Source organism: Nitrospira sp. (assembly GCA_016788885.1).
GTDB lineage: Bacteria > Nitrospirota > Nitrospiria > Nitrospirales > Nitrospiraceae > Nitrospira_A.
The window spans coordinates 1-16722 of record JAEURX010000007.1; the positions used below are offsets into that span (position 1 = coordinate 1).

15 protein-coding genes and 2 pseudogenes are annotated in these 16722 nt (G+C 58.6%); 4 read left to right on the top strand and 13 right to left on the bottom strand.

Features of this window, described 5'->3' with window-relative positions:
• The first annotated feature begins 371 nt into the window (after window positions 1-371).
• Window positions 372-1400: a molybdopterin-dependent oxidoreductase gene (locus tag JNL86_01165; GenBank protein MBL8041513.1), complete on the top strand. Its 1029-nt coding sequence runs from the start codon at window positions 372-374 to the stop codon at window positions 1398-1400.
• 344 nt (window positions 1401-1744) lie between these two features.
• Here the strand turns inward: JNL86_01165 and JNL86_01170 are convergent, their stop codons facing one another.
• The 6 genes from JNL86_01170 to JNL86_01195 form a co-directional block, all read right to left on the bottom strand.
• Complete coding sequence (locus tag JNL86_01170; GenBank protein MBL8041514.1) at window positions 1745-2128, bottom strand: sterol desaturase family protein; 384 nt, start codon at window positions 2126-2128, stop codon at window positions 1745-1747.
• 20 nt (window positions 2129-2148) lie between these two features.
• Window positions 2149-3081: a sterol desaturase family protein gene (locus JNL86_01175; GenBank protein ID MBL8041515.1), complete on the bottom strand. Its 933-nt coding sequence runs from the start codon at window positions 3079-3081 to the stop codon at window positions 2149-2151.
• Window positions 3082-3244: 163 nt separating this feature from the next.
• Window positions 3245-3751 carry a hypothetical protein gene (locus JNL86_01180; GenBank protein ID MBL8041516.1) on the bottom strand — a complete coding sequence of 169 codons (507 nt, stop codon included), beginning with the start codon at window positions 3749-3751 and terminating at the stop codon, window positions 3245-3247.
• A 379-nt stretch (window positions 3752-4130) separates the two neighbouring features.
• Window positions 4131-4286 carry a hypothetical protein gene (locus JNL86_01185; GenBank protein ID MBL8041517.1) on the bottom strand — a complete coding sequence of 52 codons (156 nt, stop codon included), beginning with the start codon at window positions 4284-4286 and terminating at the stop codon, window positions 4131-4133.
• 218 nt (window positions 4287-4504) lie between these two features.
• Complete coding sequence (locus JNL86_01190; GenBank protein ID MBL8041518.1) at window positions 4505-5089, bottom strand: pseudouridine synthase; 585 nt, start codon at window positions 5087-5089, stop codon at window positions 4505-4507.
• Window positions 5090-5215: 126 nt separating this feature from the next.
• Window positions 5216-5839 (bottom strand): hypothetical protein, encoded by a 624-nt coding sequence (locus JNL86_01195; protein ID MBL8041519.1) that lies wholly within the window; start codon window positions 5837-5839, stop codon window positions 5216-5218.
• A gap of 292 nt (window positions 5840-6131) precedes the next feature.
• Between JNL86_01195 and JNL86_01200 the strand changes: the two genes are divergently transcribed.
• Both JNL86_01200 and JNL86_01205 read left to right on the top strand, forming a co-directional pair.
• Window positions 6132-6998, top strand: coding sequence for a zinc metallopeptidase (locus JNL86_01200; protein ID MBL8041520.1), 867 nt, complete (start codon window positions 6132-6134; stop codon window positions 6996-6998).
• 69 nt (window positions 6999-7067) lie between these two features.
• A complete protein-coding gene (locus JNL86_01205) occupies window positions 7068-7511 on the top strand; it encodes a hypothetical protein (protein ID MBL8041521.1) in 444 nt (147 codons plus the stop codon).
• A gap of 100 nt (window positions 7512-7611) precedes the next feature.
• Here JNL86_01205 and JNL86_01210 read toward each other — a convergent pair whose 3' ends face one another.
• Window positions 7612-8211 (bottom strand): Slp family lipoprotein, encoded by a 600-nt coding sequence (locus tag JNL86_01210; protein MBL8041522.1) that lies wholly within the window; start codon window positions 8209-8211, stop codon window positions 7612-7614.
• Window positions 8212-8324: 113 nt separating this feature from the next.
• On the opposite strand from JNL86_01210, the gene JNL86_01215 reads away from it, so the two are divergent.
• The gene (locus JNL86_01215) at window positions 8325-9359 is read left to right on the top strand and encodes a trypsin-like peptidase domain-containing protein (protein MBL8041523.1); all 1035 of its coding nucleotides are present in this window, start codon (window positions 8325-8327) and stop codon (window positions 9357-9359) included.
• 147 nt (window positions 9360-9506) lie between these two features.
• Here the strand turns inward: JNL86_01215 and JNL86_01220 are convergent, their stop codons facing one another.
• The 6 genes and pseudogenes from JNL86_01220 to guaA form a co-directional block, all read right to left on the bottom strand.
• Window positions 9507-10352 (bottom strand): ATP-binding cassette domain-containing protein, encoded by an 846-nt coding sequence (locus JNL86_01220; protein MBL8041524.1) that lies wholly within the window; start codon window positions 10350-10352, stop codon window positions 9507-9509.
• Window positions 10350-10793: pseudogene (rnhA, locus tag JNL86_01225) on the bottom strand (ribonuclease HI). Before rnhA ends, JNL86_01220 begins: the two are co-directional and overlap by 3 nt.
• 124 nt (window positions 10794-10917) lie before the next feature.
• Window positions 10918-12009 (bottom strand): annotated as a pseudogene (gene aroC / locus JNL86_01230) (chorismate synthase).
• A 17-nt stretch (window positions 12010-12026) separates the two neighbouring features.
• Window positions 12027-13790 (bottom strand): aspartate--tRNA ligase, encoded by a 1764-nt coding sequence (gene aspS, locus JNL86_01235; protein MBL8041525.1) that lies wholly within the window; start codon window positions 13788-13790, stop codon window positions 12027-12029.
• Window positions 13787-15025, bottom strand: coding sequence for a pseudouridine synthase (locus JNL86_01240; protein MBL8041526.1), 1239 nt, complete (start codon window positions 15023-15025; stop codon window positions 13787-13789). The genes aspS and JNL86_01240 overlap by 4 nt, the downstream gene beginning before the upstream one ends.
• A gap of 80 nt (window positions 15026-15105) precedes the next feature.
• Window positions 15106-16662, bottom strand: coding sequence for a glutamine-hydrolyzing GMP synthase (gene guaA, locus JNL86_01245; GenBank protein ID MBL8041527.1), 1557 nt, complete (start codon window positions 16660-16662; stop codon window positions 15106-15108).
• Between the last annotated feature and the right edge of the window lie 60 nt (window positions 16663-16722).

Sequence of the window (16722 nt, forward strand, 5' to 3'; positions counted from 1 at the left end):
TAGGCGCGCCGCCAGCGTTCGTTCTGAGCCAGGATCAAACTCTCATAAAGGTTCTACTTGAATTGGACCCGAGGGCCACCTCTTCAATACACCTTACCTTACTCATTTCTCGCTCTATTCAGTTGTCAAAGAACCGTTTCACGCTTCGGAACGTTTCTTCGTTCCCCACGCGAGCCGCGCACTTTACTATGCGCGCCTGACCTTGTCAAGAGGGTCAGGATTTATTTTTTGATCTGGGGTTCCTGAGAATCCGTCGCAGGTCTTACAACCGCATCGGCCACTAGGCTGGATCAAACGTGCACTCTTATACCAATCTGGAATTTCGGAGTCAAGCCTTGAAAAGATCTTTTTAATATCGCAGAGTAATTCTTATGGAACCTTGGTTCAGTTTGAAACGACGCAGCCTCTTAAAGCTCACTGGAATTGCGGCTACCGCTGGCCTCATCGGTGGCTGCGACGGGGTCGGATCTTTTTTCGGCCGGATGTTTGCCGTGCCCGCTCGCGACACAAATTACTTTACCGAAAACAAAAAATTCTACGTTGTGAACTATTCAGACTCGCCATTTAATGTTTCTCGCGACCTAAGACAGGACGAGTGGAGATTGGCCGTGAAGGGAGAGGTGAAAAAACCACTGTCCCTGGGTTGGCGGGAATTGTTAAACCGTGAAAACTTCGAACAAATTTCTACGCTCATGTGCATTGATACGCTGCCCGGTGGAGACAGCCTCGGCAATGCGCGCTGGCGCGGGATTTCCCTGAAAAAATTGCTGCGAGAAGCGGAAGTCGATGAAGACACGACACGCGATATCGTGTTTCGCGGCGCGGATGCCTACGACGACAGCATTCCGCTCGCACGCGCAATGCGGGATGACGTCATGCTCGCGTTCTTAATGAACGGCGAGAAATTGCCCAAAGAGCATGGTTTTCCACTCCGTCTGCTCGTACCCGGTCTGTATGGCATCAAAAACGTGAAGTGGATCGTGGAAATCGAGGCGTATGCCGGGGATTATAAAGGTTATTGGCAGCGCAAAGGATGGACGGACGATGCCACGATCAAGACATTCTCCCGCATCGATTCGCCCGGCCACTATCAAACTTTGCGCGGCCCCGAACAACGATTCCGCGGCATCGCCTTCGGCGGACCGAACTCCATCAGCAGAGTAGAAATCAGCCTGGATGCAGCAAGAACCTGGGACTCCTGCGAAATTGAAACACCCATGTCACCCTATTCATGGGTCATCTGGAATTATACGTGGCGCCCACAAAAACGCGGCAAGTATCAGGTTGCCGTCCGCGCCATTGACAGCAAGGGCCAACTACAAATTGCCGAATTGATCAGGCCGCAACCAGCCGGCTCGAGCGGATTACACACAATTATTGCCGACGTGGAAAGCCTGTAGATTCCCTACGGCCTCAACGCGTCTCCCAATGCCCGCCTCACGTTACTCCGGACACACGAGCCTCATCTCGCACACGTACCATCAAACCCAGACCGGGCCGCTCGAAACACGAATCGTCCGACAGGCAACCTGCTTGACCGAACATCAACGCAGGTTCGCACAGGTCGTAGGCCAGCAAGCGTGTGCCGAACGCCTCCTCTTGAGCCAAGGATCTGCTTGAGCACCGCCCGCTGAGCGGTCTCCGGATGGTTCGTCTTGTCGAGGAAGGGATGCCAGTCCCGATACCGGGTCACCACCCTGGAAAGATACAGAGGGAGGTCCGTGAAGAAGGAGGCCAAGCCGGATCACCTCGCGCGTGTATCAAAACCGGGAACGAACGGAGCCAACATCTGGGCTGCAAATCCGTCCGGATAGGCTCGATTGACCAATCCCAATGCGCCGACCGCGCGTGCCGTTGGCAAGTATCGCGTGCCGAATAGAACATCCCAAACAATCAGATGATTGCCGTAATTGTGATTCGATTCCTCTTTGTGAACCGAGTGGTGCCATTGATGCAGCTCCGGTCCGCTGACCAGATAATTCAACCAGCCCAGCCGCACATCCACGTTGGAATGTTGAAAGAATCCGTTCACGGCATACCAGACAACATACGCGCTCAACACGTCTTTTTGAACGCCGAGCGCGAAGAACGGCAGTGCGTCACACACAAACTGCAGACTCTTATCCACCGGATGAAACCGTCCGACGTTCAGCGTGTAGAGCGTTGCGAGGCATGATGCACCGCATGAAATCGCCAGAGAAACTCCTGCTCATGACTCAGGCGGTGCAACCAATATCGGACCCCATCGACGAGCACCACCATCAGCACCGTCTGCGCCAACACCGGCCAATCCTTCGGCCACCAGAACGCTATCGGCCAACGTTGTCCATCAACCCATGCAAACAGGAAGACTACTACCGCAACGCCCAACGCCTTCGGAAGCAGTACATGCACACGAACCACATACCTCGAATCTTGAGCGGCCTCCAGCCATGATGGCCGCCACTCTGGGCGATAGGGCAGCGTGCGTTCACACCCCATGACCACGAGCGTCCCCACCGTGACAGGCACATAGGTTGCCAGCAGTACACCTGCCCCCTCCCGCAACAACATCATGTTTCCGATCACGCAGGACAGAAGGACCACCGGATACGCCGTATACCGGATGAAGGCAACAACTCGAACTGGTCCTCCTACATCGAGGGAAGGCCGCCCACCGTAGGTCGCATGGAACATCCCCCAGACCAGCAGGAACGACGCGAATACCAGGTGGAAAAGGGTTGGAAGGGTTGCGCCAAACCAGAAATGAGTCGGTGCAATGGCAAGCCCGATTAGGAGCCTGATGCCCATCACAGCACAATAAGCCCAGCCGATGCTTAGCAGCAGCCGTCCGAGCTTGGGCGAGAGAACCAGGGAACCGGACAAGAAGGTCCAAACCACACGGGCAGCACCGGCCAGAATCAGGACTTGCACACCAACCAGGACGGGGTACGGAAGCGCACCGCTTTGCCAGGCATGGAAAGGAGGAAGCACCGCCACCGGCGCGACCAACTGAATCATCTGCGCCAGCACATGAAATAGAAAGAGTAGCAGCAACCCAAGCAACCACAGTCCGTAGGATCGGGCTACGCGCTGGACCAAGTCTGCACCAGACAGAGTCCGTGTATTCTAGGATACATCCCCAGGCAGACAAGAAAACAGCGAGTCTCCGGGCTCAAGCGGGATCGATCGGCGGGAGCTTTCAACGCACAGGCGGTACACTCACGAAACGATATGCAGTGGATGGCTCAATGACGGAGCGACACTACCGCGCGCCGCCATCGGCACGTGCGCTGGCGAAGGTGGCCGCAAACAACTCGACCATGGCGCGCACGCCCTTGCGCACGGCGTCGGAGACTTCGTCCTTCGGCCCGTAGCCGAGTATGGCTTGGTTCCAGAGGCTGCCGGGCGTCTTTTGGGTCGTATAGGAACCTGCGTTGCAATCGACGTGATAGGCGGCGATGTATTGATCTCCCACCGTCCACACCTCGCAGGTGAAGAAGCCGAGTTGATTGAGACGTTCAGGCGCGTCGGGAGCCGGTCCACTCGAGCCTTCGAGCGCGATCCCCGGCACTTTGTTAAGGAGGGTCACCCTGGTCACATCAGTCAACTCGGCACCACTGATGCCAAGCTTCTCGGCAGTGCCTTGGGTCTGAACTTCAACCGCGACAAACTTTTTGATGTGCCGCATGTCGGCCACAGGAACAAGCTCGGGGCTGGCGAGCGCCTCAGACAGAGCAGGTAATACACCGGTCGCGAGCAGCATCAGCACGGACAATCGGCATATCACACCCACAGGTCTCCCCATGATCAATCTCCTCCCGCCACGGCACCGCAATAGGTCTACCGCCTGTTGTCTCGCCTGATATACCTCAGCGAGGCCCTTCATATCTAGTTCGCCGCTCGGATCGGTCACACGACGCAGCCGGGAGACTACGCAGGACGCCACCGGAAACTGCTCCAGGTTTCACACGCCCGGGTCAGTACCGAATCATTCCAGGCATGGCGTCATACTCGCAACCACGCGCAAGCTTCCTTCGCCATACCTGGACCTCGGAGATCTTGCGCCGCTGCAGAAAGGAGGTCCGCTGTCGGGAAAAGACCTCATCGTCACAACCGATCGCAGCCGTGTCCTTGACGCTGGTTCCGTACTACACACGAACGATACACGCCCAATAGGCCTCGCCCCAACACAGCGGACACGGTTGAGCACTGGTGTAAAAATCACCGCCTGCACGAGTGAATGAACCCAATGGCCTGGCTGCGGCACGAATCGCCTCCATCTCGGTATGGGCCGTGGGGATCATTGGTGCTACCCACGCGATTCCACCCTTTCTCCAACGATCTTTCCCCCCATCTCGACTACGGCTCCGAAAGGACCGCCGAGCAACCATCGACGAGTACACAGGCCCTCACTTCGTCTCAGCGCGCGACCACCTGCCCCATGCCCGTTACCGCTCATCACTTCCCTCTTCGTCGGCATCTCATCGGTTGCCCCTTCCAGCCGCAGTACCAATGTTGGCCCTTACGAACCGACGAGTTCGGCCATCTCCTGCGCGGTAAGATCCCGCCAGTGACCGGGCCGGAGATCTCCCACGGTGATCGGTCCGATCGCCACACGCACAAGCCGCAACGTCGGATGCCCGACGGCAGCTGTCATTCGCCGAACCTGCCGGTTCATCCCTTCACGCAACGTGAGTTCCAGCCAGGCCGTCGGAACATGCTTACGAAATCGAATCGGAACGGGCCGTTCAGGTAAACAGGGGGGAGCTTCCAACAGCCGGGCTTGCGCAGGCCGCGTGCGGGTTCCGGCAATCACGACCCCGCTTTCGAGGCGCGCCAAGGCAGCGGCATCAGGCACGCGCTCAACCTGAACCAGATAGATCTTGGGAAGATGATGTCGAGGATCGGTAACGTGATGGGCCAACCGGCCGTCTGAGGTCAGTAACAGCAACCCCTCGCTGTCCAAGTCCAATCGACCCGCGGGGTAGACGTCAGGCACATCGACATACGCGCTCAGCGTAGGCCGCCCTTCAGGATCGGTAAAACAGGGCAACACGCCGTAGGGTTTGTACAAGGCGAGGGTCCGACCGACGCGGGACAGCGTCATGACCATGGATGACTCACATGCCCGTGACGACCAATTCGCGGCCATGACACAGGGTGTGTGGAAGGAAACAGAGCGGCACCACACGTGACTGGGGAAAGAGACTGACGCGATGCTTCAAGCCTCGAACTAATCGAGCCGCCTGAAACGAGCCGCATATTCTTCGGGCGGGATCGGCGTACTGAAAAACGCCGACTTGCTCTGATTGACGATCCGTGTTTTGACGAGTAGGCTCCCGTCCCCTTCCACCGTCAATTCTTGCGCAAACTCCGAAATGTTGCGAAGGGGCTCCTCCGCCACACCGCCTTCAGCCCGTGTCCGATGGATCAGGATCTGGTTCTGACGGCACGTCACCCGATCTTCCGGCCGTAAATCCAGTTGATGAGCGGTAATGGCGCCATCATAACGATTCACCAGTTCCAAGGTATCGTCGTGAACCAATTCCACCCGCACGGCCTCTCGCGCGGCCTCCGCAGGCACTGGCACCCCCAGCATCGCATTTAAGGTGAGTTTGCTTTCACGGTTCCGGTAGAACCCCACGGTACCCGGCAACGCCTCGCCATGCAATTCGTACATGCCTCCCAACTTGGGACAGTCCGGCCAGGCTAAACTCGGTTTCAACGTCGGGGGCAACGGCGTGCCTGGTGCAGTTTGGCAACCGGCAAACCCGAGGATTCCAGACAGGGCCATCAGGGCAACGGCGCCCTGCCATCCCGACTGTCCAAGCTGCCTGGGGCTCAACGTGGTGCGCATACGGCAAGTCTAACGAAGCCATCATCTACCTGTCTAGTCAGAATCTCCGGAAATCGCCTTCGATCACACACACGGCTGCGACTGTCGCACACGTGAACCAGTCACCAGCATGACGTGAGATCCGGTTGACCTTCGTGCGATGAGCAGGTCACAACTGCCTGGAAAGGCAGGTGGAGATGATCGCCGTGGGGATTTCCAGGCTTGCTCGCCTACGGAAAATGTGGTTCCATCGAGCCCTGATTCGGCACAGTACAGTCGATGCCACTCACGGCCCTCACCAAGGAGTTCCCTCATGAGATGGGAAGGACAACGGGAAAGCCATAATATCGAAGACCGCCGAGGGATGGGCGTCACCCGATCCGGCGCAGGACTCGGATTGGGCGGTCTCGTGCTCATCCTCGCGGTCAGCTTTCTCACCGGCACCAATCCGCTCACGCTGCTGAATTTGCTAAACGGTGTCCAGGAGATGACGGTCCCATCTGAACCGGACCGTCCAGGGCCGATCGGCGCGCCACAGGACGAACTCGGCAAATTTGCCGCGGTCGTACTCGCGGATACGGAAGCCACGTGGCAAACATTGCTCCCCCGCATGGGCCGATCTTACGAAGATCCTCGTCTGGTGCTGTTTACTGGAGCGGTGCGGTCGGCGTGCGGGACGGCGTCATCCGCGGTCGGGCCGTTCTATTGCCCGGGCGATCACAAGGTCTATCTCGACCTGTCGTTCTTTCAAGAGTTGGCACAACGTCTCGGCGCACCAGGCGACTTCGCCCAAGCCTATGTCATCGCCCATGAGATCGGCCACCATGTCCAGAACCTGTTGGGCGTCGCCGACAAGGTGACCCGGATGCAACAGCGCGGCTCGGCCGCAGAGCGAAATGCGCTGTCCGTCCGTCTAGAACTGCAGGCGGACTGTTTTGCCGGAGTCTGGGGATACCATGCCAGGAAGAACCGCAATCTCATCGAGCCAGGCGATTTCGAGGCGGGCCTGCGTGCTGCCGGGGCGATCGGTGACGACCGACTGCAGAAGATGTCACAAGGCCATGTGCAACCGGAAAGTTGGACCCACGGGTCATCCGAACAACGGATAACCTGGCTGCGGCGTGGTTTGCAATCCGGCGATCCCGCTGCCTGCGACACATTTACCGATGGACAGTTATAACGCCATGGCGCAGCACATCAACGAAGGCTTGGTTTCAGGACTGGCGTTCACTTGGAGAGAGGGAGGCACGTGAGCTTCCTCGGCCTTTTCTCATCCGCTGCCGGAGCTGCAGCAGAGGACGCCTTCACCCCAGAGCCTCCCTGGAAGGCTAAGACCGTCGTGGCGACTGGCATGGCCACATTGGCAGGAACAGCCGGCTGGATTTCTGACATCATCTCTCCAGCGGTGGCACGCTTCGGCGGAAGCTATATCGCCGGGTTTTTTATCGGTTGGGCCTTCCGTCGTTTCGTCATGTTCGTGATGGTGATGGGGGCTGTGGCCATCGCCGGGATCGCGTTGCTGAAAAATGCCGGCTGGTGGACGACCGATTGGGCAGCGCTCGAACGGCATGTCACCCACAGCCTCACGGCGCTGCAACAGGGGGCACACGGGCTCAAGCAGTTTCTGGCCGGCTACCTGCCCTCGGCCGGTGCAGCCGCAGCCGGATTGTTCATGGGGTTCCGAAAGAAATAATCGGAAGAAACCGTGCGGGACACACTAGACCCTGCCGGATCGTGAAGATCATCGCACGCAAGCTTGCGACATACTCGTGAGCATCGCTGGCACAGGTTTCTCAAAAGCCGATGCTGATGCCGCCGCCACTGCGGCTCCCACCACCACCGAACCCGACACCACCGAATACGCCCCACCAGGGGCCGGAGGCGCGAGGATGATCCTCTCGCCGGCGATCCCAGCGGTGTAGATGCCTCACCTCCAGCGTGGGAAAACGGTAATCGGCCTCGTCCATCTTTTCGACCACTGCACCCGTGACCTCTCCCACAATGGTCACTCTAGTACCATCAACAATGGTCGCCGGATCAAGAAATTCCTTGTGCAACGCCAGAAATCGCCCCTTCGAGTGCATGCGATCCAGGTCGGGCTCCTGGTCGTCATCCAAGGGAAGTTGTAACACCTCCAATTGAGTCCCGCCCTTCATGGCCTTGGCTTTGAGAACCTCCCCGCCCAACAGGACCACCTTGCCCCGATGCGAATCGGGGGATTCCAGAATCTGCTCAAACGTCACGGTCTTCTCAACCTGCGACTCCAAGGCTTCCGGGATGACTCGTGTGGACGCACATCCGGCCGTCGTGATCAAGCACCCAATGGCTATCCACTGAAGAACACGCATCATAGAGCCAGTATAACGAACCTCGACGAACGATACTACGACCATGGTCTCCTCGTGGAATCGCCCACACGGCGCCGCGACAACGACATTTCTTCCAACCCCGGCACTGGTCTATACTGACATTCTGACAGTGTCCCTATCGAAAGGAACGGCCCTCTATGTCGCGTATGCCTTCTCGTTGCTCGCCTCCGATCGTCCGTTGTGCGGCACTCGTGCTGGCCACCGCTGCCTTCATGACAGCTCTGGGTCCAGATGAAGCCGCCGCCATTGAAGCCGCCAAGCTGGAACGCGCCAAACTCGCAACCATCGGAGTCCTGGAAGACACACAGGACCAGCGCACTCCGGACAAACCGGGCAAGATCCTTGTGCGCGGTACCGGTTTTCATTTGCGCGATGGCTACATCGTCACCGCTCGCCACGCAGCGGAAAAGCAGGACGTCACGACCGGCACCACCATTCAGAAACAGATTCGCATCCTGACGATAGATCTCCATGAACTGACGGCCGATCTCGTGGGCGACAGCGCATTCATGGATGTCGTGGTGTATCGCGTGACCGAAGCCCATCGCCCCAAACTCCAGACATCGGTGTCTTTTGCACCCGGCGATGTCCAGCCGGGGCAGGAAGTGTTCACCGTCGGCTATCCCATGGGCTGGGGGCCGACGATGTCGTTCGGACATCTGGGCAACACGAACACCTTCCTCCAGACGGTGGATACCCGCCTGATTCAGGCCGACGTGGCAGCCTGCAGCGGCAACTCCGGTGGCGGGCTCTTCAATGAGAAGGGTGAGGTCGTGGGGATCATGCACGCGATCATCCAAACGGAACGCGACGACTCCACCGCCCATTGCAGTCGAATGGCCTTTGCCATCCCGGCTATTCTGGCCGAACGCATCGTGACCGCCGCACTGGACGGCAAGCCGTTGACATTTTCCAAGATGGGTCTCCAGATGGTGGCCGTAAAAGACGGCACCAGGTGGAGAATGGCAGTGAAGGATGTGCTGGAACCGGCCAAATCCGCCGGCATTGAGAAGCACGACATCATCATCGCCGTGGATGACACCGACATTCAGGATGCCGCGCACCTGAAGAACTACTTGATCGAACGAACCAAGCCCGGCCAACAAGTGAGCGTCAAAGTCCGTCGCATCGACACCAACCTGACGTTTACCGTGACACTGGGAGGAGGATAATCGCCTGCGAAGGACGCTCGTCTGGTGTGGCGACACGCGACCGGTTCATGATGCGCGGCCTCTGCATATCGAAAGGAGGAACGCCGCAGGAATGGTGTACCGGCATACTGGAGAAGCCTGAAGCCGGCAGAAGCCTTCGCTATTCTGCTAAACGGGCAAGGCTTGATACCAGCCGTTGGCGCGCACCAGCGTCACCGGCTGGTCGAAGAGCCGGCTGAGATTCACATCCGTGAGCAGATTGACCTTGGCACCATCAGCGACGACTTCACCGTCCTTGAGCAGAACCACGCGTTCGATCTCCGGTGGAATTTCGTGAAGATGATGCGTCACGAGAAGAATCGTTTTCCCTTTGCGGATCTGCGCACGAAGAAGGTCGAGATATTGAAAGCAGGCCTTGAGGTCGAGCCCGCTCGTGGGCTCATCCAGCACCAGCACGGACGGATCGTGCACGAGAGCACGCCCCAACAAGAAGCGCCGTTGTTCGCCCGTCGAAAGATGGCCAAAGGTGCGGCCGGCTAACTGATCAATCCGCAATTCTCGCATCACCTCTCGTGCACGGTCGATCTGATCCAGGTCGAAGGTTTGGTGCTCATAGGTATCGTTGCTGGCATAAAAGCCGGACAGAATGACATTCAGGCCTTCAGCGCAAATCAAGTAGTCCCGCTGCAGGTCGTGCGACACAATCCCCAGCTGCTTCCGAACGTCCCAGACGCTCCAGCGCTCCTGGCCGAATAGATTGACCTTGGTGGCATCCAGAGCCAGAGGATGCACTTCACCGGATAACAACTTCAGCAGCGTGGACTTCCCGGCGCCATTAGGACCGACGATCGCCGCATGTTCCCCTTCATGAAGAGCGAAGGAAAAATCGGAAAAGACGCGGGTCTCTCCTCGATAGACAGTCGCATGTTGAATGTCGAGAACCGGACGACAGGTGACTGCAGGTCGAAGCGCCTTGGGCGGAGCGGGAACAGATGTCGCAACCGGATGTGTCATCGACTTTCCAGCACGACGCGACTGCTCAAGTCCAGCACGAGCTAATGCGTCTACTCGTTCATTGTCCACATGGCCGTTGTGTCCTCTGACCCAATGCCATTCAATGGTGTGGCCGGAGGCCAGTGCGTCCAGACGACGCCATAAATCTTCATTCTTGACCGGCTCCTTCCCGGCTGTTTTCCATCCCCGGCGTTTCCAGCTGTGAATCCATTCGCTGATGCCCTTTTGTACATACTGAGAATCTGTGTAGACGCGGGCCTTCACCGGTTGCGTGAACCACTGCAGCGCCTCTATCACCGCGAGCAACTCCATGCGATTGTTGGTCGTTGCCGGCTCGCCGCCACAGAGTTCCGTTTCCTCCCCGTCAATACGCAGCAGCACGCCCCAGCCTCCTGGCCCGGGGTTTCCACTACAGGCTCCATCTGTATAGATGTCGATCACGTCATTCCCCAGGGAGTTAACACGGAAGGCGGTTTCAGGAAGCCACGCGCCACTACGCTTCTGCAGGATCGGCGTTGATCTTCGGCGAAGATTTCTTGTCGGGGACAGAACCAGATTTCTTGATCGAGCCAGCCACTTTGGGGGTTGCGGTCGTGACATCTGCGTTTTGCGCGCGATGCAGGAGGGCATGATCCATCAGCACCAGCGCCATCATGGCTTCGGCAATGGGGGTCGCACGAATGCCGACGCAGGGGTCATGGCGGCCGTTCGTCTCGACCAAAACGGGCTGTCCGGCCTTATCGATCGACCGACGTGGCACGCGAATACTCGAGGTGGGCTTGATGGCGATGGTCACCACCACATCCTGGCCGGTGGAGATACCGCCGAGAATGCCGCCCGCATGATTGGTGACGAAACCCTCAGGTGTGAGTTCGTCGCCATGCTCGGATCCCCGCTGGGCCACCGAGGCAAAACCTGCCCCGATTTCAACCGCCTTCACGGCGTTGATGCTCATCATGGCCCCGGCCAGATCCGCATCTAACTTGGCATACACCGGAGCGCCCCACCCGACCGGCACATGCTCCGCAACCGTGGTAATTTTTGCGCCGACAGAATCGCCCGCCTTCCGCAATTCGTCCATGAAAGTTTCGAGCTTCTCCACCACCGCGGCATCAGCGGAAAAAAACGGATTTGTCCCGACCGTATCCCAACTCTGAAACGGTACTTCGATGGGACCAAGCTGACTCAAATACCCACGGATGACGATGCCATGTTTCTCGCGCAACCATTTTCGAGCGATGGCCGCCGCCGCCACGCGCACCGCTGTTTCACGAGCGGAGGATCGTCCCCCGCCGCGGTGGTCGCGGATGCCGTATTTCTGCCAATAGGTGTAATCCGCGTGGCCCGGACGAAAGGTGTCGATGAGATTGCCGTAATCACGGCTGCGCTGATCTTCGTTCCGGATCAGGAGAGCGATGGGAGTGCCCGTGGTGTTGCCCTCAAACACGCCGGAGAGGATTTCAACACGGTCGGATTCCTGTCGCTGTGTGACATGACGGGAGGTACCCGGTTTACGCCGATCCAGATCCTGCTGAATATCTTCGGCCGTGAGTGCAAGTCCCGGAGGACAGCCGTCGACGACGCAGCCGATAGCCGGTCCATGGCTTTCGCCGAATGAGGTGACGGTGAAGACTCGGCCCAACGTATTGCCGGCCATGAATGGGATGGCTCCTGCTATTCGACGAGATCGAGCTTGATGCGCAGTTCTTTCAATTGATCGGCGCTGACAGCCGACGGAGCTTCGGTCATGGGGCACTGCGCGCGTTGGGTCTTGGGGAATGCGATGACATCCCGGATCGAATCGGCGCCGCCCAGGAGCATGATCAGCCGATCGAGGCCGAAGGCGATTCCACCATGTGGAGGAGCGCCATATTCCAGGGCTTCCAGCAAGAAACCGAACTTCGCCTGCGCCTGATCCTTCCCGATGCCCAACAGGTCGAGGATCCGGAACTGAATATCACTGCGGTGATTCCGTATGCTGCCGCCGCCGATCTCGCTGCCATTGAGCACCATATCGTAGGCCTTGGCTCTGGCCTTTAATGGCTCGGTGTCGAGGAATGGGACGTCTTCATCCATCGGCGCCGCAAAGGGATTGTGCATGAAGACATAGCGCTTTTCTTCCGGCGAATAGTCCAGGAGTGGAAACTCCGTCACCCAGAGCGGCTTCCAGGCGGTCTTGTCGATCACATTCAATTCCTCCCCCAGCAGCAGACGGATCCGCCCCAGCACATCGTGCACGATGGCCGGTTTATCCGCGCCGAACAGCACCAGGTCGCCCGGTTTTGCCTCCGGCAAGGCTGCTGCAAAGGCCTGGGCATCGAGAAACTTGGCGATCACAGACTCCAACTGCCCCTCCGCGGTCACCTTCAACCAGGCCAACCCTTTGGCCCCGAAACTTTTGGCCGTTTCCCCTAACGCATCGATACGGCTCCGGGCGATGGTGGCCCCGCCGGACACGATCAAGGCCTTGACGAGCCCGCCCTTCGTCGCCGCGTCTTTGAAGACTTTGAAATCACTCTTGGCGGCGAAGGCAGTTACATCATGCAACGGCATATCGAACCGCAGATCCGGCTTGTCGGAACCGTAACGCCCCATCGCCTCGGCATAGGTCATCCGTGGGAACGGCGCCGGCAATTGCACTCCGCCCGCATCCTTGAAGACGGAGACGATCATCCGCTCCATGAGGGACATCACCTGCTCACGATCCACGAACGACATTTCCAGATCGATCTGGGTGAATTCCGGCTGGCGGTCGTTGCGTAAGTCTTCGTCACGAAAGCAGCGGGCAATTTGGTAATACCGATCCACCCCACTGACCATCAAGACCTGCTTGAACAACTGCGGCGACTGCGGCAGCGCGTAGAACATCCCCGGATTGACGCGACTGGGCACCAGATAATCCCGCGCGCCTTCCGGAGTGCTCTTCGTCAGCACCGGCGTTTCTACTTCGAGGAACTGCTCCGCATTCAAAAACCCGCGCACAGCCTGCATGATCCAGTGCCGCAATCCCAGCAACCGTTGCATTCGGGGTCGCCTGAGGTCGAGATAGCGGTATTTCAACCGCAGCGCTTCGGTGATTTCGATGTCGTCTTCGATCATGAACGGCGGCGTTTTCGCCTCGTTCAGAATCTCCACGGCATCGACGAAGACTTCAATCTCGCCCGTCGGCAGATGCGGATTGCGGGACTCCTCGGGACGGGCCATGACCTGGCCGGTGACCGACACCACGCATTCACTACGGAGCGTATGCGCAGCTTGATGAACGGCGGCATTTCGCTCGGCGTTGAACACGACCTGCGTCAGTCCGGTTCGATCACGCAAATCGATGAACAGCACCATGCCGTGATCCCGACGCCGTTGCACCCAACCGTTCAATACCACTTGCTGACCGACCTGCGCTTTGGTCAACTCCCCGCATCGATGGGTCCTGATCTTCATGCTCTTCTCCGCGTCGAGTTCCGCGATGGTTTCGCAGGGCCCCGTGTTCCCTGACGCGACGCCGAAGGACCGCCACGTCGGTTCTGTTGAAATTTTTGACTTGCGCCCGGACGACCTGGGGCCGCACCGCGACCTGAACCTTGGGGTCGTGACGATGGTCCTCGTTCACCCTGAGGGCGTTGAGGTTTCCGTATCCCTCCTGAAGAAGGCCCATTGACGTCGCCGGCCTCCCGCTTAGGCACCCGGTTTTCTCCGGTTAATGTCGTGCGACGCCGAAACTTCGCACCGTGACTCATCGGACGTTTCGTCCCGCCAAGCCCCGGACGTGAGGGTTTCCGCTCCGCTCGATCCTGCTGCGGCCGGCGGCCTTGTTCGGGTCGCTGCACTCGTGGCCCTCGCCCTGTTCGCGCAGGCTGCGGCGGTCTTGGCGGCGCAGGCTCGGTGGGCGGCGTCCAGCGCACCGGCTTTCCTGACGCGTCCAGTTCCGGACGTTCGGCGCGGGCGATTCGATCCCCCACCAGTTCCCGCAAGCGGTTCGCCTCTCGGTCTGTTAAAAACCGGTATTCTCCCGCGGCAAGATCGCCAAGCAGCAGCGGCCCCATTCGCACACGTGTCAGCTTGATCACCGCATGACCGACGGCTTCGAGCATGCGCTTCACTTGATGTTTTCGTCCCTCATGGATCGTCACTTCCAACCAGGAATTGCTCTCCGCCCGACTGATCTTCTGCACCTTCGCCGGAGCCGTCAGGCCATCTTCCAGTTTAACGCCCCGCTCCAGTGTCCCGATTTCGGCATCGTCGAGTACACCCTTGACCTTGATCAGATACGTTTTCGGGACATGGTACCGTGGGTGGAGAAGCGCCTGGGCGAGGTCCCCGTGATTCGTCAACAGCATGAGTCCTTCACTATCGAAATCCAGGCGGCCGACCGGAAATACGCGCACCGACACGCCGCGCAGAAAATCTTTCACGGTCGGGCGGCCTTCGGGATCCTCAAGCGTGGACATCACGTTCTTCGGCTTGTTCAACAAAACATAGACATAGGGCTGTGCGGCGCGCAGATGCTTGCCGTCGACTTTGACATGGTCGCGGTCAGGATCGACCTTCGTGCCGAGTTCTCTGACCACGCTGCCGTTGATCGTGACGCGGCCGGACGTGATCAATTCTTCAGCCTTACGCCGGGAGGCCAGGCCGGTTCCCGCAATCAACTTTTGCAGTCTGATTTCCACAACCATCCTTTACTGACGCGCACCTGGCATCTCGTCACACATGCCGCCTGCTCTCGCGATGCAGACGCATGGTTCACCGACAGCACTTACTCCCACTCAATGGTCGATGGCGGCTTCGAGCTGATGTCATACACGACACGGTTGACGCCCTTCACTTCGTTGATGATCCGGCTCGACATTTTTCCCAACACCTCGTTCGGGATCTTGGCCCAGTCGGCAGTCATCCCGTCGAGGCTGGTGACAGCACGAATCGCGATCACATGCTCATATGTGCGCTGATCGCCCATCACACCGACGGTTCGAATCGGCAACAAGACCGCGAAGGCCTGCCAAATCTCACGGTAGAGTCCTGCGGCCCGGATCTCCTGATCGACGATGGTTTCCGCCCCCCGCAAGATCGCCAATCGTTCCTTGGTGACGGCCCCCAGCACCCGAATCGCCAACCCCGGACCGGGAAACGGCTGCCGCCAGATAATCTCATCCGGCAAGCCCAGCTCATGACCCAACACGCGCACTTCATCCTTGAACAATTCGCGAAGCGGCTCCACCAGTTTCAACTTCATTCGCGTCGGTAATCCACCCACGTTGTGATGGGTCTTAATCGTCGCCGACGGCCCTTTGAAGCTGACGCTTTCGATGACATCCGGGTACAAGGTGCCCTGGACCAGGTATTTCACCCCTTTGAACTTCTTAGATTCGGCTTCAAAATTTTTGATGAACAGGCGCCCGATGATCTTCCGCTTCCGCTCCGGATCCGTCACATTCTTCAGCGCCGTGAGGAACTGACTGGTGCGATCGAGAATCCGCATGTTCAAATGCAGCTGGGAAGCGAAAGTCTTTTCTACCTGATCTCGCTCGCCGGCTCGCAGCACCCCGTTGTCGACGAATATGCAGGTCAACTGATCGCCGACCGCACGATGTGTGAGTGCGGCCGCGACAGAGGAATCCACCCCGCCGCTCAATGCACAGATCACACGCTCAGTCCCTACCTGCTGTTTGATTTGTTCTACCGCCGTGTCGACATAGGAGCGCATGGTCCACGTCGGCCGACACCCACAGATATCGTAGACGAAATTTTTCAGCATCATGGCGCCCTCGGTCGTGTGCGCCACTTCCGGATGGAACTGCAGGCAGTAAATGCGTTGCTTGGCATCATGCCGCTTCATCGCGGCAATGGGAGAATTGTCGGTGTGCGCGATGGAGCGAAAGCCCGGCGGCATCCGCTGGATGCGATCTCCGTGCGACATCCAAACAATCGTCGAACCACTCGGGCCAATGCCCTTGAACAGGTCCGACCGATCATCGAGGCTCAGCTCAGCCCGGCCGAACTCTCGGTGCTGCGCCTTTTCCACGTCGCCACCCTGAAGGTGGGTCACCAGCTGCATGCCATAGCAGATGCCAAGAATCGGAATGCCTTGCTCGAACAGCTGCTTGGGGACCTTTGGCGCCTTCTTATCGTAGACGCTCGAGGGTCCGCCGGAAAGCACGATGCCCTTGGGACGATAGGCCAGGATCGTGGCGAGCGGTACCGTGCACGGCAGGATCTGCGAATAGACCTGCGCTTCGCGGATGCGTCGTGCGATCAGCTGCGTGTATTGGGAGCCGAAATCAAGAACCAGAATTCGATCGTGCCAAAGTTCCATAAGCGCGTGAGATGTAACACGTTAGAGGTTCAGTGCGGGGGATGAAGAACAGGGGAAGGG

Excerpts from the sequence above, each read along its gene's own strand:
- JNL86_01240 (MBL8041526.1), bottom strand. The coding sequence starts at position 15,025 with ATGGTTGTGGAAATCAGACTGCAAAAGTTGATTGCGGGAACCGGCCTG.
- JNL86_01210 (MBL8041522.1), bottom strand. The coding sequence starts at position 8,211 with ATGGTCGTAGTATCGTTCGTCGAGGTTCGTTATACTGGCTCTATGATG.
- JNL86_01190 (MBL8041518.1), bottom strand. The coding sequence starts at position 5,089 with ATGACGCTGTCCCGCGTCGGTCGGACCCTCGCCTTGTACAAACCCTAC.
- JNL86_01215 (MBL8041523.1), top strand. The coding sequence starts at position 8,325 with ATGTCGCGTATGCCTTCTCGTTGCTCGCCTCCGATCGTCCGTTGTGCG.
- JNL86_01185 (MBL8041517.1), bottom strand. The coding sequence starts at position 4,286 with ATGATCCCCACGGCCCATACCGAGATGGAGGCGATTCGTGCCGCAGCC.
- aspS (MBL8041525.1), bottom strand. The coding sequence starts at position 13,790 with ATGAAGATCAGGACCCATCGATGCGGGGAGTTGACCAAAGCGCAGGTC.
- JNL86_01165 (MBL8041513.1), top strand. The coding sequence starts at position 372 with ATGGAACCTTGGTTCAGTTTGAAACGACGCAGCCTCTTAAAGCTCACT.
- JNL86_01220 (MBL8041524.1), bottom strand. The coding sequence starts at position 10,352 with ATGACACATCCGGTTGCGACATCTGTTCCCGCTCCGCCCAAGGCGCTT.
- JNL86_01200 (MBL8041520.1), top strand. The coding sequence starts at position 6,132 with ATGAGATGGGAAGGACAACGGGAAAGCCATAATATCGAAGACCGCCGA.
- JNL86_01195 (MBL8041519.1), bottom strand. The coding sequence starts at position 5,839 with ATGCGCACCACGTTGAGCCCCAGGCAGCTTGGACAGTCGGGATGGCAG.
- guaA (MBL8041527.1), bottom strand. The coding sequence starts at position 16,662 with ATGGAACTTTGGCACGATCGAATTCTGGTTCTTGATTTCGGCTCCCAA.